This window comes from Novosphingobium sp. HNCC26DJ243 (assembly GCF_057180545.1).
In genome coordinates this window covers 81,940-98,945 of record NZ_JBXUGN010000007.1, presented here as the reverse complement: position 1 = coordinate 98,945, position 17,006 = coordinate 81,940, and the positions used below count along the sequence as shown (strand labels likewise).

Sequence of the window (17,006 nt, the reverse complement as noted above, 5' to 3'; positions counted from 1 at the left end):
GGTCGCAATCGATCCACCTAGGAGACAAGTCCATGAACATCGGTGAAATCCGCAAGAACGCCAACGGCCAGCTGATCGGCTCTGTCGAAACGCTCACCATCACCCGCACTATCGGCCTGCGGCCGGTGACCTCCAGCAACCCCCGCGCACCCAAGTTCGAAATCGTCGCGCTCAACGACCAGCGCCGCTGGGTGATCGTCGGCGCGCTCTTCGAACTCTCTTCGAACACGACCGGCGAGAGCTTCTACCAGGGCAAGATCGACGATCCGTCGATGGCGCAGCCGCTCTACATCGCCGCGTTCCCGCGCGAGGATGGCACCATGGCGATCGCCTGGCAGCGTCCGCGCCGCCGCAACACTCAGCTCGGTTCGGCCGAATACGGCGAGAGCGACATGTTTCCGGCCGACGACGCCGGCGGTGATCGCAGCACCGAAGATGCTGGTGATGGTCTGGGTGACAGCACCGCGACCCCGCCCGCCAAGCGTGGCCGCGCCAACGCCAAGGACGGCGCCGAACAAGATGGCGCGCTGCCGCCCCTCGTCGACGCCTGATCGGCAATCCCGACTCCAACCGGCGGGGACCCCAAGCGGGTCCCCGCAACCCGAGCAAAGGCCGCGGATGAGCCCCCCGCGCGGCCTGAGGCGGAACGCCGGCATTGCCCCCCGCCCGGCGTTCCGCCTCCTTATTTGCATGGGGAAATCCGGAGACCAGACTGCTGACGATGAGCGAACGCTTCGCTTTCACCACCCGGCGCCATCACGCCTTTGAAAGCACCGGCAATGCCTACGACGCCACCCAGTGCGACATCCGCACCGGCGACACCCTTATCGTGCTGCCTGAGAAGGTGGTGGGCGTCGCCAGCCCCACGCCGTTTGTCGTGACGCAGGCGCATGGCCATCTTCATACGCTGTCCGCATCGCGCGGCGCCGAGACGCTCGCAGATCTCGCCCGTTCGTTACACGTCAGTTCGGACGACTTCGAACACGCCGCCGAGATCGCCAGACGTTTGGGGTTTCCGCTCGATCCCCAGATCGAAGCGTTGCTGCCGCAGCCGGCCGCCTAAGCGGGCCTGAGGTCAGAGCGGCAGCGAGGATTGCTCGGGCGAGGGGACGGGTGCTGGTGCGTCCACCGCATCGGCGATCACGCGCGCCAGTTCGAGCGCGGCATCCTCGCGCAGGCAAGAGCTCGGCGCAGTGATGCCGACGCGCGCCCAGCCCCGGGCAGCGAGGATCGCATGCGCGACCGCGGACGTATCGATTCGATCCATGGCGATTATGGAACGTAGAGAAAACATATTTACAAGAGCGCCCCTGCCAGATTGACACGGGCACCCGTCCAACCGAGCATCGGGTCATGTGCAACTTATCCCACATGACCAAGGGGCCTGCTGAAATCGCCCGGCTGTTCGGCGCGCGGGCAGGGTAAGGCGCGAACTTCGCTGCCGAAGTCTATCCCGGCTATCCCGGGCTGGTCGTCGCCGAGAGCGAAGTCCGCGTGATATCCTGGGGCTTCCGCTCGTTCTCAAGGGCAAGAGCGGTGAGCCACTGAAGCCCAAGCCCGTCAACATCGCGCGCGAGGACAAGCTCGGCACCGCCTTCTGGCGTGCAAGCTTCGAGCGCCGTCGCTGCCTGATCCCGGTCACCGCATGGGCCGAGACCGAAGGCGCGAAAGGCGCGATGACCCGCACCTGGTATTCGTTGGCGGCCGACCGGGAACGGGGCCAAGCCTATTCGATGGTGATGGTCGACCGCACCTCCGAGCGCTGGGCCGCCCGCCGCAGATGACTTCGAGGGGAGGGGGACTTGAGCGGGGGTCGGATCAACGATACCTGCAAAAGGACCTGGCCCATGGGCGACCGCGCTTCCGGTCACATCACCATCGGCGGCGCCTTGCCGCACGAACACCTTGCCACCTTCGCCGCGCATGCGGCTGACTATGACCTGCGCACCGACTGGGATGGCGAGCCGTTCGATCCCGAAGCGCTCGTCGCTGGTGAGCCGCTCGAACTCTACGGCACCGAGCTCAATGGCGGCCAGATCCCCGAGATCGATGCCTTCTGCTGCGAGCACGGCCTGCCGTTCCGCCGCTGGTCTGGCGGATGCTTCGGCGCATTCCTGCCCGAGATCGTCCTGTTCCCGCCGTCGTGGATCAAGAGCTTCACCCGCCTGCGCGATCTGAAGCGCGCGTTGGCCCGCGCCGAGCTGACCATCCCGCCGTTCGTCCTGCTGGAAGGAAGCCAGCCATGACACACAGCCGCTACGCGGGAGGCGCCGATACGCGCGCCGCACTGCTGGCCCGCTTCCCGTTGTCGCGGGTGAGTGAAGCCTTCCACGACGATATGCTCGGCGTCCTGCCGCCGGTCCATATCCACGGCATGACCGGGTTTCTGGTCAGCGAAGCCGTGGCCGAGGATGTCCATGCCCAATTCGTCGAGCGCGGTGGCCGTTTCTACGGGGCCTATGTGGCGCTGCGCGATCCCGCCACCTGGATCACCGACGCGGCGATTCTCTCGTTCGAGACGGCGCATTCCGACCCGCCGGTGCTGGACGGGTATCCGGACGATGCCGACGGCCATTGAAGGGGAGGGGGCTTGGAGCCGGTGTTCCACTGGGGAGACCAGCCATGCTTCGCTACTATTCCGGGATCGGCGCGCGCGCCACGCCGCCCGAAGTGCTCAGTCTGATGACCCGCGCCGCCTTTGCGCTCACCAAGCGCGGCTATGTCCTGCGCTCGGGCCACGCGATCGGCGCCGACAGCTCGTTCGAACGCGGGGCTGGCCGCGACGCGCAAATCTTCCTGCCTGCGGAGGGCTGGCGCGGCTCGGCGAGTTCCCTGCATCCCGAGGCGCTCGGCGCCGAACTCTGGGGCAGGGCGCGCGACATTGCTGCTGCGCATCATCCCGCGTTCGTGGGGCTCTCGGCCTTCGTCCAGGCGCTTCACACGCGCAACGTATTCCAGGTGCTCGGGCCTTCACTCGATAGCCCTTCGGAATTCGTGCTCTGCTGGACCGCCGACGGCGACGCCGCGGGCGGCACCGGCCAGGCGCTGCGCATCGCTGCGACATACGGCGTCCCCGTCTTCAATCTCCAGCGGAGCCGCGAGCGCGCCCACGTCGAGCGCCACCTCGTCCTCTGATCCTTCAACCCCTGAGCATTTGCGTCGTTCTTACCTGTGGCCCGGCGTCATGACGCATGGGGGCAGCGGCGCTGCGCGATGCCAAGCGAAAGCCTCGAACATGTCGTCTCGTACGCTCTCCCTCGAATTTGCCTGTAACCCGGACGAGGCTGCGCGCTTCGCCGCCGTCGAACTGTTCCTCGCCGACCTTGCGGCGGACCCTGATGCGCTCCCGCCGGGCGAAATCGATGCGGTGTTCGGCGCCAACGCGAAGCCGACCATCGTCGGCCTCGTCGGCCATCCCGAACCGCTTGGGGTCACCTGCCGTTATGATCGCGATTCCGGCGTGCTCACGCTTTTGGGCGTGGACGGCCGCCCCAATCTCGCGGCGCTCCCGGTGCTGCTGCTCTGGCTTTACCCCGAGAAGCTGCCGATCGCCTACTCGGTCCACGTGACCGACCGGCCGAACTGGCGGTCTGGACGATCGTTTCGCTTCAGCGGATCGAGATTACCCAGAATCCCGATGAGGTGCCTGCGCGCCTCGAAGCGTTGCGCGCGGCTGTGCCGACGCCGCGCCGGCTCGATCTCCTGCCCACCCGGCCGCTGCCCCGTCCGGAAGACTGAGCCGGTTTCAGGCAGCGACCTGCGCTTCCCAGCGTCGTGGCCGCGTGACGCGGGCCGGGAGCGGCTCGCCTTCCTTCCAGAACTGGTGCGCGACGCCTTGCCCAGAAAGCAGCGCTTCGAGCGGTTCGGCCACCTCATTGTCGCGGTCGTGGATATGGACCGCGCAGGCATCCTCGCCGGTGTCCTTGAGCACCAGGCTCGCGATTGGGGTGTCGGCGTCGAGATTGACGCGCAGGCCCTTCACGAAACGGCGCTTCTCGGCGACCGCCTTGGCAATGAGGTAGCGCTCGTCACTGGTCTCGTAGGGCAGCCATTCAGGCGTGACCGGCATCAATGCGACCTCGATCAGATCGAAGGTGCCTTCGCGCCGCCGCGCGAACGAGCCCGCGATCACGAGGTGATCCTGCTCGCCCTTGCCGCCGTGCTGCGCCTGCCACAGCGCGAGTTCGCCCGCGAAGCGCTTGTGGAAACGGCGGGCCATGTCCGGGTCCATCACGAAGGGCATGTCGCCGACATGGCGCAGGACGATCCGCTCCGCGCCGTGGGCGGCCACGATCTCCTTGATCTCGCCGACCACCACCATCATCTCGTCGCGCGAGCGGTAGACCCGTTCCAGCGCGGCGCGGCGGCGGGCGCGAATGTCCTCCTTCTCTTCCAGCTTAAAGCTCTCGGGCACGAACAGCACGTGGGGCAGGGCTTCCTGCTTGGCCCGGCACGAGGCCGCCGCCTCGAGCAGCGCGCGGCGCACCACGAACCAGCTGCGCTTGCCTGCCATCTTGGGATGCCAGTGCGTGAGTTCGGCCCGGTCCCACAGGACGTGGAGCAGCCCGCGCATCGACAGCTTCTGTCCCGATGACTTCACCGTCGGCTTGTCGTTGGTCAGCGCTGCCGGCGCGAGCCGGGCTGACCCACGCGACAGTGGGAAGCCGAGCTTGAGCGCGGTCTCACCACTCGTCTCATCGTCGAGGATCGCGCTGCCGCGCACCTGGCCCATGCCGGTCAGGTAGTCAGGCGCCTCGTAGTGATCGCAGGCTGTCGCATGGCGCGCGCCCGAGCCCGGCCAGCGCGCCAGCACATAGCGGTCATTGCGGTGCGAAATGTAGAGCGGCAAGTCGGTCCCCTTGCGGCATTCGCACAGGACCTGGGCCTTTTGCGCGTAGGCTTTGGCGAGCAGCTGCTGAAGATCATCGCCTTCGGCCACGCTGCGGCCGAGCACACGGTATCGCTGGATCATTGGGTATCTCCAATTTCTCGCGATCGACGCTGCCCGTTCGACCTCTCGCGCATCTCCTTCAGGTTTCGCGGGCCCCGCATGGGCTCGCTGGGGTCAGTCTATGCCGGGTGTGCGCCTCCGGCAAGATGGCGTGCACCGGTGCTGCTGCCTGCCCGGATCAGCCGTGCAGGGTCTCGCCGCGTTCGAGCATGGCGACGAACGCGGCGATCTTGCGCGCGCGGGTCTCGGCCCGTTTGACCGCACCGATGCGGTAAAGCACCGCATAGCGGTTAGCGCCCGTCAGCGTGGCGAAGAACGCCACTGCCTTGGGGTTGCGAGCAAGCGCTTCGGCCAGATCCTCGGGAACCTTTGCGGTGCTCGCCGGAGCATAGGCCGCCGCCCAGCGGCCGTCGGCTTTTACGCGCTCTACTTCCGCAAGCCCGCGCGGGCGCATGCGCCCTGCAGCGATGAGCTCCTCGGCCCGGGTGCGGTTGACCTCGGACCACTTGCTGCGGCCCCCGCGCGGCGTGAAGCGGATCAGCCAGCTCTCCGCATCGTATTTATCGAGCTGGCCGTCGATCCACCCGTGGCAGAGCGCGGCATCGATCGCTTCCGCCTTGCTCAGGCTGGCAATTGCAGCCCCCTTCTTCGCCATGCGCAGCCACGCTCCGGCGGCTCCCTCCTGCTGCTGCCCCAGCCATTCCTCGAATGCGGCTTGGGCCGCGAACAGCAGGATCGGCAAGTTTGCGCGCATTTCGGTCATCGCCGCGAGCCTAGCGGCCCCGGGCACTCACGGCTAGGGCAACGCTGGACCGCCTTCGGCTCACCTTGTGCCAGGTTCTCGGCCACGCCCTCGGCAAGACCGAGGCACAGGGCTGCTTCCTCGCTGGTCAGGACGATCTCACTGGCGCTTTGATTGGCGAGCTTCTTGCCCAGAACTGCCGACACGGCCTGTGCCACCTGCAGAGCGCTTGGCATGTCTGAATGATCAACCATCGGGTCTCCTCCTTGGGGATTGAACACGGCCCTGCCTGCGGCAGCGGGTCCCGGAAGATATCTGCGATGGCGGTGATACCGGGCTTCGGGCGGGTTGGCGAGGGCGCGGCAGGGAAGGGGCAACCCGCTCTACTTGGCTGGCGCGCGTCGGCGCTGTCGCACCGCCGCCCACCCAAGCTCGCCGGCATGGATGCCGGCCCTGCGGGTGACGATCAGGGCCATTGGCGCGAAGGACAAGGGGCGCTAGGCTGGCGGACATGCCCGTCCTTCTTGCCGCCGCCGTCCTGTGTCTTTCTCCAACCGTCCACGACGGCGACACCATCCGCTGCGGCCGCGAGAGGGTACGCATTGCCAACATCGATGCCCCCGAACTGCCCGACAGTCCCAAGTGCCATGACCGCCGAGCGTCCTACGCATGGTGCGATTATCGTGCGGGCGAGGCCTCGCGGGCGGCGCTGGTCCGGCTGCTGTCGCGGGGCCGCGTGATGATCGAGCCGCTCGGGACCGATCCCTATGGGCGGACGCTGGCCACCGTCTCGGTGGGCGGCGTTGATGCCGGTGACTATCTGATCGCCCAAGGTCTCGCCAAACCCTGGCGCTGAGAGTCCACTGCAGTGGGCGGCTGCGCGGAACTCGGACGCACTGACTTTCGCAGGTCCGGTGCCAAGGCCTGCGGCGGTGTCGGCGGATGGAGCTGGGGTCGGCGCACCACATTCTGACGTTCCCGCCGGGCGGGGCGGGCGGTGCCGGTGAGGGCGGGGCGCGCATGCGCCGCGCGGCAGATCCGGGGCGGGGCTGACAAGCGACCAAGGCTGACGAGTCCTGGGTCTTGCTCAATTCCGGCATGAATTGACGAAACCGCCCTTCGTTTGCCGATGAACCCTGCAGCGCCAGTCCCTGGCCGCAACCCAAAAGCAGCGAACCGTGAAGCCCTGCGGGCTTGCCGCACCACTCCTCGCTTTTGGGTTTCCCTCACGCCTGCGTGATTCTTGGCACTCGGTGCGGGCCCGGGCCTTTGGCCCTGCCTGTGGTGTTCATCGGCGGGCGGTTCCGCCGAATTCAAGACCGGAGAACACCCATGAAGAACCTCGTCATCCTGATCGGCCGCATCGCGTCCGCCCCCGAAACCCGCCACGCTGGCGAGACCGCCATCACCTCTTTCACCCTCGTCACCGACCGCCCCAAGCTGACCGGCGGCAAGACGGTCAAGAACGAGGCGGGCTACACCGAGACAATCCCCGAGTTCCACCGCATCACCGCCTTCAACGGCCTTGGCACGTCGGTCGCCAAGCACAAGAAGAAGGGCGAGCTGGTCGAGGTCCAGGGCCGCCTCCACTACTCGAAGTGGACCGACCGGGAGGGCGTCGAGCGCTACGCGGTCGAGATCGTCTCCGAGGAAGTCCTCTTCCTCTGATCCGAGGCGGGAGGCGGCAGCGCCGCCTCCCGCTGGGCCAGGGCTGATCTCGCAATTGCTCATGTACTCAGTGCGGCGAGCGAAACACCGGTTGCGAAAAAGGCAACGCGTCGCGTCTCTTTCGCACTTGCAGCATGAGAATCCTGGACCCATATGAACAGTGCCTTTCAGGCATCCTCTCCCAAAACTTTCCAAGGGGCCGGCTCACGCTGGCCCTATTTTTTTGCCTTCCGGATCGATGGCTTGCGCCCCTTCGGGCATGGCATCTGTGACACTCTGCCCTCGGGCGGAATGTCATGTTGCGCTGTGCGCGTGACATGTCCGGAGGGCAGACCATCGCTCATGCCATCACGATGGCTGAAGCGGTCGCGGGGGAAGGGCCGTACACTTGGCCGCACAAGTCACGTGGGGGGCTCCGGGCGAAGTGTCACGGGCGACAAACGACATGGCAGGGCACAAAGGGGATTCACAGGATTCACCTTTTGTGCTCAATACTGCTCGATGGAACGAGCCCACGAAATCACCGGTATCGGCGGGATCTACGCGGTCCTGGTCGAGACATCGAACCGGCCGCGCTACGCCTTCCTCGTCCTCCAGCTGGTTGCCGAGGCGGCCGATGGACGAGGGCAGGCCGGTCCGTTCATCGCGCAAGGCGGTGTGCCCGTGCTCCTGCGCGAGTGGCTCTGCTCGCAGCTCTTGCCGATGAGCGAACAGCGCGCACGTCGCGCCGCGTTGCGCGCGCGCGTGGCCGCAGCGCTCAAGGACGAACTCACCGGCGATGCCGAACACGACGCGCCGCGCATCGACGCGGCGGTCGAGGAGCAGGTCCAGGCGGTCGGCCGAGCCAACGTCAGCCGTGCGATTTCCGATCTGGTGCGCGCCGGATTGATGACCCGACATTATGCAGGCTACGCGACCAATCACAGGAACCGCGGGGGTGGACGCCATGCGGTCTACGTGGTCAAGCAGCCCGTCCTTGCGCTGCTTCGCAAACCTGCGTCGGTGCAGCGAAAGGATCATGGTCCGGCCAATGGCCAGGGTGAACTCTTCGCGGCCTGAACCCTTCGTCAAGCGCCAATCGTTGTCTGACGCGCGCTTCGGCGGCGCCCCACTGGCGTGAAGACGAACGATCGCCTAGAAAACCTCCGATCGTGGAATGGAAGGGGTCTCGCCAGCATGGAAAACGAAGCATTGCTAGAAATTGTTGCTGACATCGTGTCTGCCCATGTCAGTTACAATGCAGTTGCCGCCGCCGACCTGCCCGGCCTGATTCAGGCGGTCTTCGATTCGCTTGTCGTGCTTGGACAAGAACCGGCGCCCACAACGGAAGAACGCAAGCCATCCGTCTCGGTGCGCGCATCTGTCAGGCCTGGCACTCTTATCTGCCTTGAATGCGGCGTGAAGAAGAAATTGCTCAAGCGTCATCTCCGTACCGAGCATGGTCTTACACCAGCGGAGTATCGGTCGCGCTGGAGCCTGCCAGCAGATTACCCGATGGTCGCGCCCGACTATGCTGCAAAGCGCAAGGAACTTGCGTTCACGTTCAGTCTGGGCCGCAAACCGGGGCAGAGTCCAAAGGGCAAGGCCAAAGCCGCTTCCCAAGTTGCACCCGAGGCTCAGCCCGAGGACGAGGTGGCTGCGGAAAAACGCAGGAAGCTGGGCGTCACCTTCAGCTGAGCCCGAGGCGCGGCCTTTGGCCCGACCTTAACATCTCTCGCCAGATGCCGCATTATTGCCTCAGTATTCGGCAAATGGTCGGGCACATGGCAAGCGCGGCATTCCTGAGCAAAGTCATCGGCGAGAAGGGCATTTCGCCCGATCGGCTGTCGGCGGCCTTGCACATCACCAAGTCCGAATTGGCACTCGCGGCCGGACTGTCGCGCGATGCGGTCTCCAAGGCGGCCCGCTCGGGCAGCGTGGTCACCCAGGCCCGGCTGCGCGAGGTGAGTGAAATCATCAACCGGGTCATTCCCTGGGCGGGCAGCGAACTGGCCGCCTATGCCTGGTACCGCTCGCAGCCGCTGCCATCATTTGGCGACGCGACGGCTGAAGAGCTCGTGCGCCAAGGCCTGGGCGAAAAGGTCCGCGCCTATCTCGGCAGGATTGCCGCCGGCGGATTTGCCTGATCTTCAGGCAGACTGGGCATGACGCTGACTTTCAGCCGGTTCAACGGACTCGTCTACCGCGCGCATCATCCGGCCTGGGCCTGTGATCCTGAATCCGGCGAAGGCGCCAGGCTCCACGGTGGGCGTTTCAACCGGATCGGCTCAGGCTGTTTCTACGCGGCGCTGAGCCTCGAGACCGCCTGGCTGGAAGCCCAGCAGGGCTTTGCCTTCAAGGCCCTGCCACTGACCATCTGCACTTACCGGGCCGAGCTTGGCGATATCCTCGACCTGACTGACCCCGCTGCGCGCGCGCGCGCGCGCCGGGGTTAGCTTGCCTGAGCTGGGCTGTGCGTGGGAGCGCCTAGCCGGCGACCGCAAGGCCGTTCCGACCTGGGAGCTTGCCGACCGGCTGATCGCCGGTGGCTGCACCGGCCTGATCGTGCCGAGCTTTGCCTCGCGCGCGACATCCGATGACCGCAACCTCGTCCTTTGGTCGTGGAGCCGCGAAGCGCCGCAGCGGCTCGCGGTGATTGATGACGAACAGCGCTTGCCGCGCGATCAATCATCATGGCAGTATGGCGAAAAATCCGGCTAAGTTATTGATATGACTTAACATAAGATATATTATCAATTCGGACGATCTTGCCACATCATGCCGCTCGTGACATGTTTTTGATTTTATGGCATAAGCCTCGCTTGATGCCCTGAATGCGCCGCCTCGCGCCGCGTTCAGATCTGTGAGGAGCTATGCCATGACCGTGCAAGTGACGATCACGCCCAACGGCCGGATGAGCCTGCCGGTCGATATCCGCAAGCGGCTTGGCCTGGCTGGCGGCGGTGCGCTGCTGGTCGAGGAAACCGAGGATGGCGTTATCCTGCGCACAGTCGCGCAGTCTATCGCGCACGCGCAGGCGCTCGCCAAGAAATTCACCGGCGGCAAGCCCGAAGCCTCCGTCGATGCCTTTCTTGCCCGACGCCGCGAGGAATCCGGCGAATGAGCGAAGTCGTGCTCGATGCCTCTGCGCTCCTTGCCCTGCTCCGGGACGAGCCCGGAGCAGCCAAGGTCGCCGACGCTATCGGAGACGCGCGGATGTCGAGCATCAACTATGCCGAGGTCGTCAGCCACTTCATCCATGCCGGTATGCCCGCCGACCAGGTCGATGCAATGCTGAGGCCTTTGCCGATGACCGTGGTCGCAGCCGATCAGGCTCTCGCCGTGATCGCCGGGCGCTTGCGCGCCGTAACGGCCGAGGCCGGCCTGTCGCTCGGCGACCGGTTCTGCCTTGCACTTGCCCGGCGTGATGACCTGCCCGTGCTGACTGCGGACAAGCAATGGCGGACCGTCGCCGATGCCGCGGGCGTCACCGTTTCCGTTATCCGCTGAGTCCTGCGGAATGGCGGCAGCACCTTCCAAGAAAGGCAAAAGCGAACCTCTGAAGCAAGCAGGCCCTGATCTCAATCGCTTCCCAGATTGTGCCGAAATGCGCGAACTGGTGTCGTCAGCTGGTCGTGGTACGAGCGCCGAGGAGTTAAGGCGTGCGCAGGACCTCGCCTATGATGCCTGGGAAGAAAAAGACCGGTCTCGGCGCAATGCCCTTGCCCGCAGGGCGTTAGCCCATTCACCGCTTTGCGCTGATGCCTGGCTTCAGCTTTCGCAATTGCGCAATCTGTCCGATGAGAGCCGCCGGGAATATATCCTGCGCGCTGTCTGTGCCGGCGAACTCGCCATTGGCGAGCGCCGCTTTGCCCAAGGCAGGGGTGAGTTCTGGCTGGTTGTGGAAACCAGACTCTACATGCGCGCGCGCCATGCGCTGGCCGAAGATTTGTGGCTTTGTGGCGCGCGGCAGGAGGCAATCAGTCACCTTCGCGAGATGCTCGGACTGAACAAGAATGATAATCAGGGTTTGAGATACGTTCTTTTGACCTGGTTGATCCGGGCTGAAGAAGACCAGACCGCGCAGCTGCTGCTTGACGAACACGGCGAGGAAATCTCGACTTTCATGGAGTTTACGCGCGTGCTGCTCGCGTACAAGGAGATCGGAGATAGCGAGCAAGCTCGCTCCAAGGCGGCGAACGCGCTGCTGGCGAACCGTCATGTCGCCGAATATCTCGCCGATCCGGGGCTCTGGCACGCCACCAGCGACCATTATTCTCCCGGGCAGGAGAGCGAAGCAGCCTGGTATGCTCAGGAGCTTGGCATTGACTGGTATCGCACGCCTGGCGCGATCGCATGGCTGGTTCAGCAATGCGACAAGGAACCCCTCCGCAATCGCGACGGAGAGACTCTGCACTGATCATCTTTCGCATCGCTTTGACATTTCCGTTCGGGAATTTTTGCATGAACTGATGCCTAGATCTGTGCATTTGTTCCCGAGCGGGAATAAATGACTTGAAATCGGCCACAATCGAGCCGAACTTCCCGCTCGGTAATATGGACAGCACTTCACTTGGTCTCCTCGTGCGCCGCGAACGCAAAGCGCAGAACTTGAAGCAAGCAGAACTTGCGGCAGTGAGCGGCGTTGGTGTCCGCTTCATTGTCGATCTCGAAGCGGGTAAGCCCACGCTGCAACTCGGCAAAGCGCTTCAGGTCATCGCGACGCTCGGCTGCGACGTCCAGATCGTCTCTCCTGCGAGCCGCCGGTCATGATCAAGAGGCTCCGCGAGCGCGCCGGGCTGCTCGTTGGGAAATTGTGATCGCCGCGCCATTCGCAGCGGCCAGTCCGAGGAATTGTGCTTTAAGACGCCCATTTCCCGAGAAAATGAGATTTAGCGGCCGGTCCGCCCGAGATTTTGCGATTTGCCGTGCCGGCTCGCGACAGGTCTTGCTGAACGGTTTCTGATCCTTGAGGACTGCGCACTCTTGTTAGAAATATCGCCCAATTTTTCTAACAGGAATGGCTGTCCGACTGTTACAAAACCTATGACTAGATCGTTCATAGATAGAGGTTTTGTAACATAAGAATCCGCTCAACGGCGGCGAACCTGCCTGTACCGCGACGGGTCGATTGTCAGGACGACATATATCCCAGCGCCGTCCTGCAGATTGATGCAGTCAGCTGCCCTCGCCGACATCTCATTGGCGATCCCGGGTTGCCCAAGACCTAACTGCTCACTTCCGCTGCGGTCTTTTCGCCGCCCAAAGCTCAAAATGTGGCTTCAACGCATCGGGCAGTTCTTCGAAAAAGGTATTGTCCATTGGATAGTGCCGCATTGTCAGCCAAACGGCGTCGAGCAAGGCAGTGCCCTGCTTGTGATCCTTGGGCTTCTTTTGCGGGTCGCGTTCCGGTTTTTCCGCCATCCACAGTTTCTGCAAGGCAAACCATCGCGGATCAGGAACCACCATGCGCGCCGCTTCGCCATCGCGCACGCCGACGACCCGATCAACCCGCCGACCGTTCAGAAGCCATTCCTGCTCCGGGAGCGGGATCGGTCGCGGGCGGTCTTGCGCAATTTGCCCGCCTATCCGGCTCGGTGCCGAGAGGATCTCCACTTCATATGCTTTTGCGTTGCGTGCCTGAAATGGCCGCTCGGTGTTCACCGAGTAGGTCATGTCTGTTTCCTTGAGGACCTTCCACAAGGTGGGTCGATCTTCGTCGGCATTGAGTCCGGTCAGTGCCATATCGAAATCCATGGTTTCTTGCGGCGCATCGCGGATGAACCCGTTGGCTTCGAGCGCGTAGGCGATCAGCGCGTTGGTGCCGACGACCATCGCCTGGTCCCCAAGAAATCGGAGTCGATCGGCCTCGCGCAGAATCTTGCCGGCGTCAGCAGGAAGCATGGGCAAACGTAGCGCCCGATAAAGACTGGCCTGTTCCGTGAGCGTCTCCTTCGAAAGCGCAAGACGGTCTTTCAGTTCGGCTTTTTCGGTTTTGTACTGGTCGAATTCCGCCTGCTTCTCCGGATCGATCGGCCCCTTGCTTTTCATGCTACCGCGACGATCGGTGACTTCGTAAAGGTACTCTCGCCCAGAAACCTCCTTGATCCGCATATTGTAAGGCATATCGTTCAGCGTGCGCAGCGCATCCATCCAGACGTGATAAGCCTGGTCCAGATTGACGATCACCCTCGCTTGTTCGTCCGAGAACGGTTGGAAGTTCATGCATTACCCTGCAATTGGAGGATTTGACCAAAATGCAGGGTAAATGCCGTAATTGCAAGAGTTACCCTGCAAAACGCAAAACTCGTCGATTTGCAGGGTAAAGATGCTTGGCGCCCTAACCTCTTATCGGCCAGCGGGCGCAGTTGATGTTCCATGTTCATCAGCGTCAGCCTGATGCCGTCAAATGCCCTCACTGGCATTGGCCTGATCGAGCAGGTCCATGAATGTGCGCGCCGCGTCGCGGTCGCGCGCGTCCTTGAACGCGACATCGAGGTCCGGCGCCGAACCCAGCATGTAGAGCAGCGACCACATAGCGAACCTGCGCCCCTTGTCTGTCTCGAGACCGAACTCGACCAGCATGCGCTCGATCCCGCTGGCCATGCCTTCGGACGAAACCGCTCCGAGATCATCGGTGCCGAAGAAGCGCCGCATCTGGTCGTCGAATTCCATGGCGGTACTTCCCTCCAGCGATGCAATTTGCTGCCTACGGGAGCCATTTCAGATTGAGCGGCCCTGTCAAGAATGGCGCACTCGGTCCCGCACGCCCTGCAGGCGCGCTCCTGCGGGTGCGGCGTTCCCTGCATTGGGCCGCCGGCACTCTTGCCTCCGGCACCGTCGCCGTCCCGCGCCCGTGCGATGCACCGGGCCACGGGCCGACTGACTTGCTCCGGCAAGGGGTCCGTCATTTGTTGCTGGCCGCGCCGACGACGACGCAGCCAGGGCGCCCCGCGAAAACCCACCAACATCCTTCGGCCACCGCAATCAAGCGGGGCGAAGAGAGCATGGCGTTTTGCGGTTAACCCCGAACGCCCAGACGGGGTTCGGGGGCAAAACCGTAATCTCTCTCTCATCTCGGTGGCTGAGCGAAATCAGCATCGCCATAGCATGACGCCTGGGAGATTGGCGGCCGTCAAGGATCGCGGGTGCCCCCCGATTTTGGCCTGCTGCGGCTAGTGCCTTGCGAGCAAAAATCGGCTCCCCCCACGCCCGCTCATCGCGGCGGCAGCGCGTGCGCGCCGCCGTCCCTGACTGCCTGACTCCGGCGTCCTTCCGATGGGCATCTTTCATCAGCGTGATGAGAGACTTATTGCTTTGGAGGTTATCATGACGGACCGTTTCTCGAACTTCGCCGACCTTGCCGAACACTATGCGCGCGAAATCGCCACGCCCGACTACGCCCGGGCATTCATGGAGCAGACCGAACTGGCCAAGCTCTCGATCGAGCATGAGCCGAGCGCTGTGGAAATGCCCGACCCCGAGGTGGCGCAGGCGGCAATCGAGATGATGCTCGCTACCGTCTTCGACCTGTTCCGCGACACCCGGATGGAAGACTTCGGACCCGAAGTCGCATGGGGTGTGGCCAACAGCTTCCATGTCGTCGCCAAACGCCTCGACACCAGAGAGGATTCCATGGCGAACCGGTTGCAGGAAAAGCTGCGCGAATACGATCCAAGCGAGGTCTACGCGACCGACCTTGAGGACCTCACCATGCAGGCCCGCAGCCTTGCCGAATGCCGCGATGCGATGGAGTGCATGCGCGACCATGCCGCGCGGATATACCTTGTCGAAACCGGTCGGCCCTTCTCGCCGGTGCGTGGGTCCAGGGTCTCGTCCAAGACCAACGCCTCGATGATCGAAGCACGCGACTATCTCGCGGCACAGAAGGCGCAGCGGCGCGAACAGTTTGCCCCATCGGGTCCGGTCGTGGTGTTCTCGGGCGGACAGCAGTTCACTGACATTGCGCTGGTTGAAGACTATCTCGATGCGATCCATGCCCGGGTCCCGTCGATGGCGCTTGCAACGACCGCCCAGAACAAGGGCGCGGACGTGATCGCGGCGGCCTGGGCATCGCGCCACAATGTACCGGTGATCCTGTGCAAGCCCGATACCTCGCGGGGACCTTCGGCGCCCTATCAGCGCAACGCGCGCATGCTCGCCTTCAAGCCTGTCGAGGCGGTGGTGTGCAGCGGTGGCGGCATCCAGGCGAACCTTGCCGACCGGCTCCGCGAAGCACGCATTCCTCTCCACATCGTGCGCGACGCTTCGGTCCAGAACGAGGCTCCGACGGCGCGGACCAAAGCAGCAGCGCAAGCTGAGCGGCCTGCGATGAAGCGCACGGCATGTGGCACCGTCAATGGCGATGACCTCCCGCCATTCTGAGCGGGGCCTGCTCCGATTGCATCAACCAGAAGGGTGTCCGGCCTCACCGCCGGATGCCCTTCTTTTGTGTCGACCCGCACGCACACTGTCATGGCCCGGCTCGCTCGCTTCTTGCCCCCGCCAGTAATGGCCTGACGGCCTGCTGGCGCCTAAGCATCGCTACTGGCGATGCGGCAAACAAGAACGCTGCGAAGGCTTCGCATCGGTCGGGCGGGCGAGACCCGTGCCTGGGACCACCGGGGTGCTGCCCAACAGTGTTAAATACTCTCGCAGACTTCCAAGCATGATGGCCGCCATTGGCCCGCGTCAAGAAGGGCGGTTCCCCCAATTTTTACGCCTGAAGAAGGCGAAAAAATCGGCTCCCCCACCCCCGCTCACGCGGCGGGCCGCGAGCGGCCCGTTCCTGACCCGGGCCAAGCTCGGCCATCGGGCAAGAGACCTCTTTAATTTCTTTGACAGGAGGCTCACATGAACGCTCTTACCAAGACCCTCGAAATCCCGGCTTTCAACGCCATCAGCTACGACGCAGCAGTGCGCGCCGCGACGATCCGGGCCCAGCACAGCTTCTTCGACCAGCATGTCATCGAGGACGAGTTCGGCTGCTATCTCGCCATCGACGAAGGCGACTACAACGCCCTGCCCCAGGACCTGATCGACCGGATCGTCCATTCCGTCCCAGGCATGATGGCCGACGACTTTGATGAAGCGAACATCGCCCGCGCCGCAAGCTTCATGAGCGTGGTGATGGATCCCGAATGGGACGCGGATTGCCCGTTCTGAAATGATCATCGACCGCAGCGCCGGAGGGCACCGACAAGGGGCTCTCCGGCCCCCTTTTTTGCGTGTCCAAATAAAGCACAGCCGGGGCCCCTCGACTGCCTGCGCAAGGCAGGCAGTAACTTTGGGAACCCCGGCTGCGCTGGCCTCTGTCGAGACCGGTTTCAGCTTGCCCGAAGGCGCTTCTCGGCTTCGTCCAGACCGAGCTTTCCGAGAGCGGCGAAAAATGCTTCTACCCTCTCGAACGGCGCCTTGCCGAGAACTGACTTGTGCATCAGCTCGACGCTTGCCGCCCGCTCGCTATCCCGCAGTTTCGCCTCGCGCGCTACCAGCGCTTGACGCTCCTTTGCGATTGCCTGTCTTTCGGCTTCGAGACTTCCTTTCCTGGCCATGGTTGTACCTCGTGGGTTGGTGCTGAAACCTCCCGGCCTGAGGATTCCAACCAGCGAGTGCAGTGGCAAGCCTTTTGCCACTAGCCCGCCAAATAAATCGTGCGGTCCGTCC

Annotated in this window: 26 protein-coding genes and 1 pseudogene; 19 read left to right on the top strand and 8 right to left on the bottom strand. The window is 63.9% G+C overall.

Going from position 1 to position 17,006, the window contains the following annotated elements; translation table 11 throughout:
* The first annotated feature begins 32 nt into the window (after window positions 1-32).
* Window positions 33-551, top strand: a complete 519-nt coding sequence (locus AC2A04_RS16825; RefSeq protein WP_484213519.1) for a DUF736 domain-containing protein — start codon at window positions 33-35, stop codon at window positions 549-551.
* A 170-nt stretch (window positions 552-721) separates the two neighbouring features.
* Entirely contained in the window at window positions 722-1,063 is a 342-nt protein-coding gene (locus AC2A04_RS16820) for a hypothetical protein (RefSeq protein ID WP_484213518.1), read from the top strand.
* Between the two features lie 12 nt (window positions 1,064-1,075).
* Here AC2A04_RS16820 and AC2A04_RS16815 read toward each other — a convergent pair whose 3' ends face one another.
* Window positions 1,076-1,267: a DUF6771 family protein gene (locus tag AC2A04_RS16815; RefSeq protein ID WP_484213517.1), complete on the bottom strand. Its 192-nt coding sequence runs from the start codon at window positions 1,265-1,267 to the stop codon at window positions 1,076-1,078.
* Between the two features lie 86 nt (window positions 1,268-1,353).
* Between AC2A04_RS16815 and AC2A04_RS16810 the strand changes: the two are divergent.
* The 4 genes and pseudogenes from AC2A04_RS16810 to AC2A04_RS16795 all read left to right on the top strand — a co-directional run.
* Window positions 1,354-1,748 (top strand): annotated as a pseudogene (locus tag AC2A04_RS16810) (SOS response-associated peptidase family protein); the annotation flags it as partial.
* Window positions 1,749-1,847: 99 nt separating this feature from the next.
* Complete coding sequence (locus tag AC2A04_RS16805) at window positions 1,848-2,246, top strand: hypothetical protein (protein ID WP_484213516.1); 399 nt, start codon at window positions 1,848-1,850, stop codon at window positions 2,244-2,246.
* Window positions 2,243-2,578, top strand: a complete 336-nt coding sequence (locus tag AC2A04_RS16800; protein ID WP_484213515.1) for a hypothetical protein — start codon at window positions 2,243-2,245, stop codon at window positions 2,576-2,578. Before AC2A04_RS16805 ends, AC2A04_RS16800 begins: the two co-directional genes overlap by 4 nt.
* A 44-nt stretch (window positions 2,579-2,622) precedes the next feature.
* A complete protein-coding gene (locus tag AC2A04_RS16795; protein WP_484213514.1) occupies window positions 2,623-3,135 on the top strand; it encodes a hypothetical protein in 513 nt (170 codons plus the stop codon).
* A 4-nt stretch (window positions 3,136-3,139) separates the two neighbouring features.
* Here AC2A04_RS16795 and AC2A04_RS16790 read toward each other — a convergent pair whose 3' ends face one another.
* The 4 genes from AC2A04_RS16790 to AC2A04_RS16775 form a co-directional block, all read right to left on the bottom strand.
* The gene (locus AC2A04_RS16790; RefSeq protein ID WP_484213513.1) at window positions 3,140-3,565 is read right to left on the bottom strand and encodes a hypothetical protein; all 426 of its coding nucleotides are present in this window, start codon (window positions 3,563-3,565) and stop codon (window positions 3,140-3,142) included.
* 180 nt (window positions 3,566-3,745) lie between these two features.
* The gene (locus AC2A04_RS16785) at window positions 3,746-4,972 is read right to left on the bottom strand and encodes a DUF1173 domain-containing protein (protein WP_484213512.1); all 1,227 of its coding nucleotides are present in this window, start codon (window positions 4,970-4,972) and stop codon (window positions 3,746-3,748) included.
* A 157-nt stretch (window positions 4,973-5,129) separates the two neighbouring features.
* Complete coding sequence (locus tag AC2A04_RS16780; protein WP_484213511.1) at window positions 5,130-5,714, bottom strand: YdeI/OmpD-associated family protein; 585 nt, start codon at window positions 5,712-5,714, stop codon at window positions 5,130-5,132.
* Entirely contained in the window at window positions 5,711-5,947 is a 237-nt protein-coding gene (locus tag AC2A04_RS16775) for a hypothetical protein (protein WP_484213510.1), read from the bottom strand. The genes AC2A04_RS16780 and AC2A04_RS16775 overlap by 4 nt, the downstream gene beginning before the upstream one ends.
* A 257-nt stretch (window positions 5,948-6,204) precedes the next feature.
* On the opposite strand from AC2A04_RS16775, the gene AC2A04_RS16770 reads away from it, so the two are divergent.
* The 11 genes from AC2A04_RS16770 to AC2A04_RS16720 all read left to right on the top strand — a co-directional run bounded on the left by AC2A04_RS16770 (window position 6,205) and on the right by AC2A04_RS16720 (window position 12,113).
* A complete protein-coding gene (locus AC2A04_RS16770; protein ID WP_484213509.1) occupies window positions 6,205-6,549 on the top strand; it encodes a thermonuclease family protein in 345 nt (114 codons plus the stop codon).
* 476 nt (window positions 6,550-7,025) lie between these two features.
* The gene (locus AC2A04_RS16765; protein ID WP_484213508.1) at window positions 7,026-7,361 is read left to right on the top strand and encodes a single-stranded DNA-binding protein; all 336 of its coding nucleotides are present in this window, start codon (window positions 7,026-7,028) and stop codon (window positions 7,359-7,361) included.
* A 501-nt stretch (window positions 7,362-7,862) separates the two neighbouring features.
* A complete protein-coding gene (locus AC2A04_RS16760) occupies window positions 7,863-8,420 on the top strand; it encodes a hypothetical protein (RefSeq protein ID WP_484213507.1) in 558 nt (185 codons plus the stop codon).
* Window positions 8,421-8,537: 117 nt separating this feature from the next.
* The gene (locus AC2A04_RS16755) at window positions 8,538-9,038 is read left to right on the top strand and encodes a Ros/MucR family transcriptional regulator (RefSeq protein WP_484213506.1); all 501 of its coding nucleotides are present in this window, start codon (window positions 8,538-8,540) and stop codon (window positions 9,036-9,038) included.
* 86 nt (window positions 9,039-9,124) lie between these two features.
* Entirely contained in the window at window positions 9,125-9,487 is a 363-nt protein-coding gene (locus AC2A04_RS16750) for an XRE family transcriptional regulator (RefSeq protein ID WP_484213505.1), read from the top strand.
* An 18-nt stretch (window positions 9,488-9,505) separates the two neighbouring features.
* Complete coding sequence (locus AC2A04_RS16745; RefSeq protein ID WP_484213504.1) at window positions 9,506-9,796, top strand: RES family NAD+ phosphorylase; 291 nt, start codon at window positions 9,506-9,508, stop codon at window positions 9,794-9,796.
* Window position 9,797: 1 nt separating this feature from the next.
* Entirely contained in the window at window positions 9,798-10,061 is a 264-nt protein-coding gene (locus tag AC2A04_RS16740) for an RES family NAD+ phosphorylase (RefSeq protein WP_484213503.1), read from the top strand.
* Between the two features lie 157 nt (window positions 10,062-10,218).
* Window positions 10,219-10,464: an AbrB/MazE/SpoVT family DNA-binding domain-containing protein gene (locus AC2A04_RS16735; protein WP_484213502.1), complete on the top strand. Its 246-nt coding sequence runs from the start codon at window positions 10,219-10,221 to the stop codon at window positions 10,462-10,464.
* Window positions 10,461-10,850 carry a type II toxin-antitoxin system VapC family toxin gene (locus AC2A04_RS16730; RefSeq protein ID WP_484213501.1) on the top strand — a complete coding sequence of 130 codons (390 nt, stop codon included), beginning with the start codon at window positions 10,461-10,463 and terminating at the stop codon, window positions 10,848-10,850. The genes AC2A04_RS16735 and AC2A04_RS16730 overlap by 4 nt, the downstream gene beginning before the upstream one ends.
* Before the next feature lie 10 nt (window positions 10,851-10,860).
* Window positions 10,861-11,760 carry a hypothetical protein gene (locus AC2A04_RS16725; RefSeq protein ID WP_484213500.1) on the top strand — a complete coding sequence of 300 codons (900 nt, stop codon included), beginning with the start codon at window positions 10,861-10,863 and terminating at the stop codon, window positions 11,758-11,760.
* A gap of 95 nt (window positions 11,761-11,855) precedes the next feature.
* Window positions 11,856-12,113 carry a helix-turn-helix domain-containing protein gene (locus tag AC2A04_RS16720; RefSeq protein ID WP_484213499.1) on the top strand — a complete coding sequence of 86 codons (258 nt, stop codon included), beginning with the start codon at window positions 11,856-11,858 and terminating at the stop codon, window positions 12,111-12,113.
* A 462-nt stretch (window positions 12,114-12,575) separates the two neighbouring features.
* On the opposite strand, the gene AC2A04_RS16715 is transcribed toward AC2A04_RS16720, so the two are convergent.
* Window positions 12,576-13,565, bottom strand: a complete 990-nt coding sequence (locus AC2A04_RS16715; RefSeq protein WP_484213498.1) for a GSU2403 family nucleotidyltransferase fold protein — start codon at window positions 13,563-13,565, stop codon at window positions 12,576-12,578.
* 180 nt (window positions 13,566-13,745) lie between these two features.
* On the bottom strand, window positions 13,746-14,015 hold the full coding sequence (locus AC2A04_RS16710) for a hypothetical protein (protein WP_484213497.1): 270 nt from the start codon (window positions 14,013-14,015) through the stop codon (window positions 13,746-13,748).
* 654 nt (window positions 14,016-14,669) lie between these two features.
* Here AC2A04_RS16710 and AC2A04_RS16705 point away from each other — a divergent pair.
* The gene (locus tag AC2A04_RS16705) at window positions 14,670-15,725 is read left to right on the top strand and encodes a DUF2493 domain-containing protein (RefSeq protein WP_484213496.1); all 1,056 of its coding nucleotides are present in this window, start codon (window positions 14,670-14,672) and stop codon (window positions 15,723-15,725) included.
* Window positions 15,726-16,193: 468 nt separating this feature from the next.
* Complete coding sequence (locus tag AC2A04_RS16700) at window positions 16,194-16,505, top strand: hypothetical protein (RefSeq protein ID WP_484213495.1); 312 nt, start codon at window positions 16,194-16,196, stop codon at window positions 16,503-16,505.
* Window positions 16,506-16,666: 161 nt separating this feature from the next.
* Here AC2A04_RS16700 and AC2A04_RS16695 read toward each other — a convergent pair whose 3' ends face one another.
* Window positions 16,667-16,894, bottom strand: coding sequence for a hypothetical protein (locus AC2A04_RS16695; protein WP_484213494.1), 228 nt, complete (start codon window positions 16,892-16,894; stop codon window positions 16,667-16,669).
* Window positions 16,895-17,006 lie beyond the last annotated feature (112 nt).

Coding starts and splice junctions, on each gene's coding strand:
- AC2A04_RS16825 (WP_484213519.1), top strand. CDS start 33: ATGAACATCGGTGAAATCCGCAAGAACGCCAACGGCCAGCTGATCGGC.
- AC2A04_RS16820 (WP_484213518.1), top strand. CDS start 722: ATGAGCGAACGCTTCGCTTTCACCACCCGGCGCCATCACGCCTTTGAA.
- AC2A04_RS16815 (WP_484213517.1), bottom strand. CDS start 1,267: ATGGATCGAATCGATACGTCCGCGGTCGCGCATGCGATCCTCGCTGCC.
- AC2A04_RS16805 (WP_484213516.1), top strand. CDS start 1,848: ATGGGCGACCGCGCTTCCGGTCACATCACCATCGGCGGCGCCTTGCCG.
- AC2A04_RS16800 (WP_484213515.1), top strand. CDS start 2,243: ATGACACACAGCCGCTACGCGGGAGGCGCCGATACGCGCGCCGCACTG.
- AC2A04_RS16795 (WP_484213514.1), top strand. CDS start 2,623: ATGCTTCGCTACTATTCCGGGATCGGCGCGCGCGCCACGCCGCCCGAA.
- AC2A04_RS16785 (WP_484213512.1), bottom strand. CDS start 4,972: ATGATCCAGCGATACCGTGTGCTCGGCCGCAGCGTGGCCGAAGGCGAT.
- AC2A04_RS16780 (WP_484213511.1), bottom strand. CDS start 5,714: ATGACCGAAATGCGCGCAAACTTGCCGATCCTGCTGTTCGCGGCCCAA.
- AC2A04_RS16775 (WP_484213510.1), bottom strand. CDS start 5,947: ATGGTTGATCATTCAGACATGCCAAGCGCTCTGCAGGTGGCACAGGCC.
- AC2A04_RS16770 (WP_484213509.1), top strand. CDS start 6,205: ATGCCCGTCCTTCTTGCCGCCGCCGTCCTGTGTCTTTCTCCAACCGTC.
- AC2A04_RS16765 (WP_484213508.1), top strand. CDS start 7,026: ATGAAGAACCTCGTCATCCTGATCGGCCGCATCGCGTCCGCCCCCGAA.
- AC2A04_RS16760 (WP_484213507.1), top strand. CDS start 7,863: ATGGAACGAGCCCACGAAATCACCGGTATCGGCGGGATCTACGCGGTC.
- AC2A04_RS16755 (WP_484213506.1), top strand. CDS start 8,538: ATGGAAAACGAAGCATTGCTAGAAATTGTTGCTGACATCGTGTCTGCC.
- AC2A04_RS16750 (WP_484213505.1), top strand. CDS start 9,125: ATGGCAAGCGCGGCATTCCTGAGCAAAGTCATCGGCGAGAAGGGCATT.
- AC2A04_RS16745 (WP_484213504.1), top strand. CDS start 9,506: ATGACGCTGACTTTCAGCCGGTTCAACGGACTCGTCTACCGCGCGCAT.
- AC2A04_RS16735 (WP_484213502.1), top strand. CDS start 10,219: ATGACCGTGCAAGTGACGATCACGCCCAACGGCCGGATGAGCCTGCCG.
- AC2A04_RS16730 (WP_484213501.1), top strand. CDS start 10,461: ATGAGCGAAGTCGTGCTCGATGCCTCTGCGCTCCTTGCCCTGCTCCGG.
- AC2A04_RS16725 (WP_484213500.1), top strand. CDS start 10,861: ATGGCGGCAGCACCTTCCAAGAAAGGCAAAAGCGAACCTCTGAAGCAA.
- AC2A04_RS16715 (WP_484213498.1), bottom strand. CDS start 13,565: ATGAACTTCCAACCGTTCTCGGACGAACAAGCGAGGGTGATCGTCAAT.
- AC2A04_RS16710 (WP_484213497.1), bottom strand. CDS start 14,015: ATGGAATTCGACGACCAGATGCGGCGCTTCTTCGGCACCGATGATCTC.
- AC2A04_RS16705 (WP_484213496.1), top strand. CDS start 14,670: ATGACGGACCGTTTCTCGAACTTCGCCGACCTTGCCGAACACTATGCG.
- AC2A04_RS16700 (WP_484213495.1), top strand. CDS start 16,194: ATGAACGCTCTTACCAAGACCCTCGAAATCCCGGCTTTCAACGCCATC.
- AC2A04_RS16695 (WP_484213494.1), bottom strand. CDS start 16,894: ATGGCCAGGAAAGGAAGTCTCGAAGCCGAAAGACAGGCAATCGCAAAG.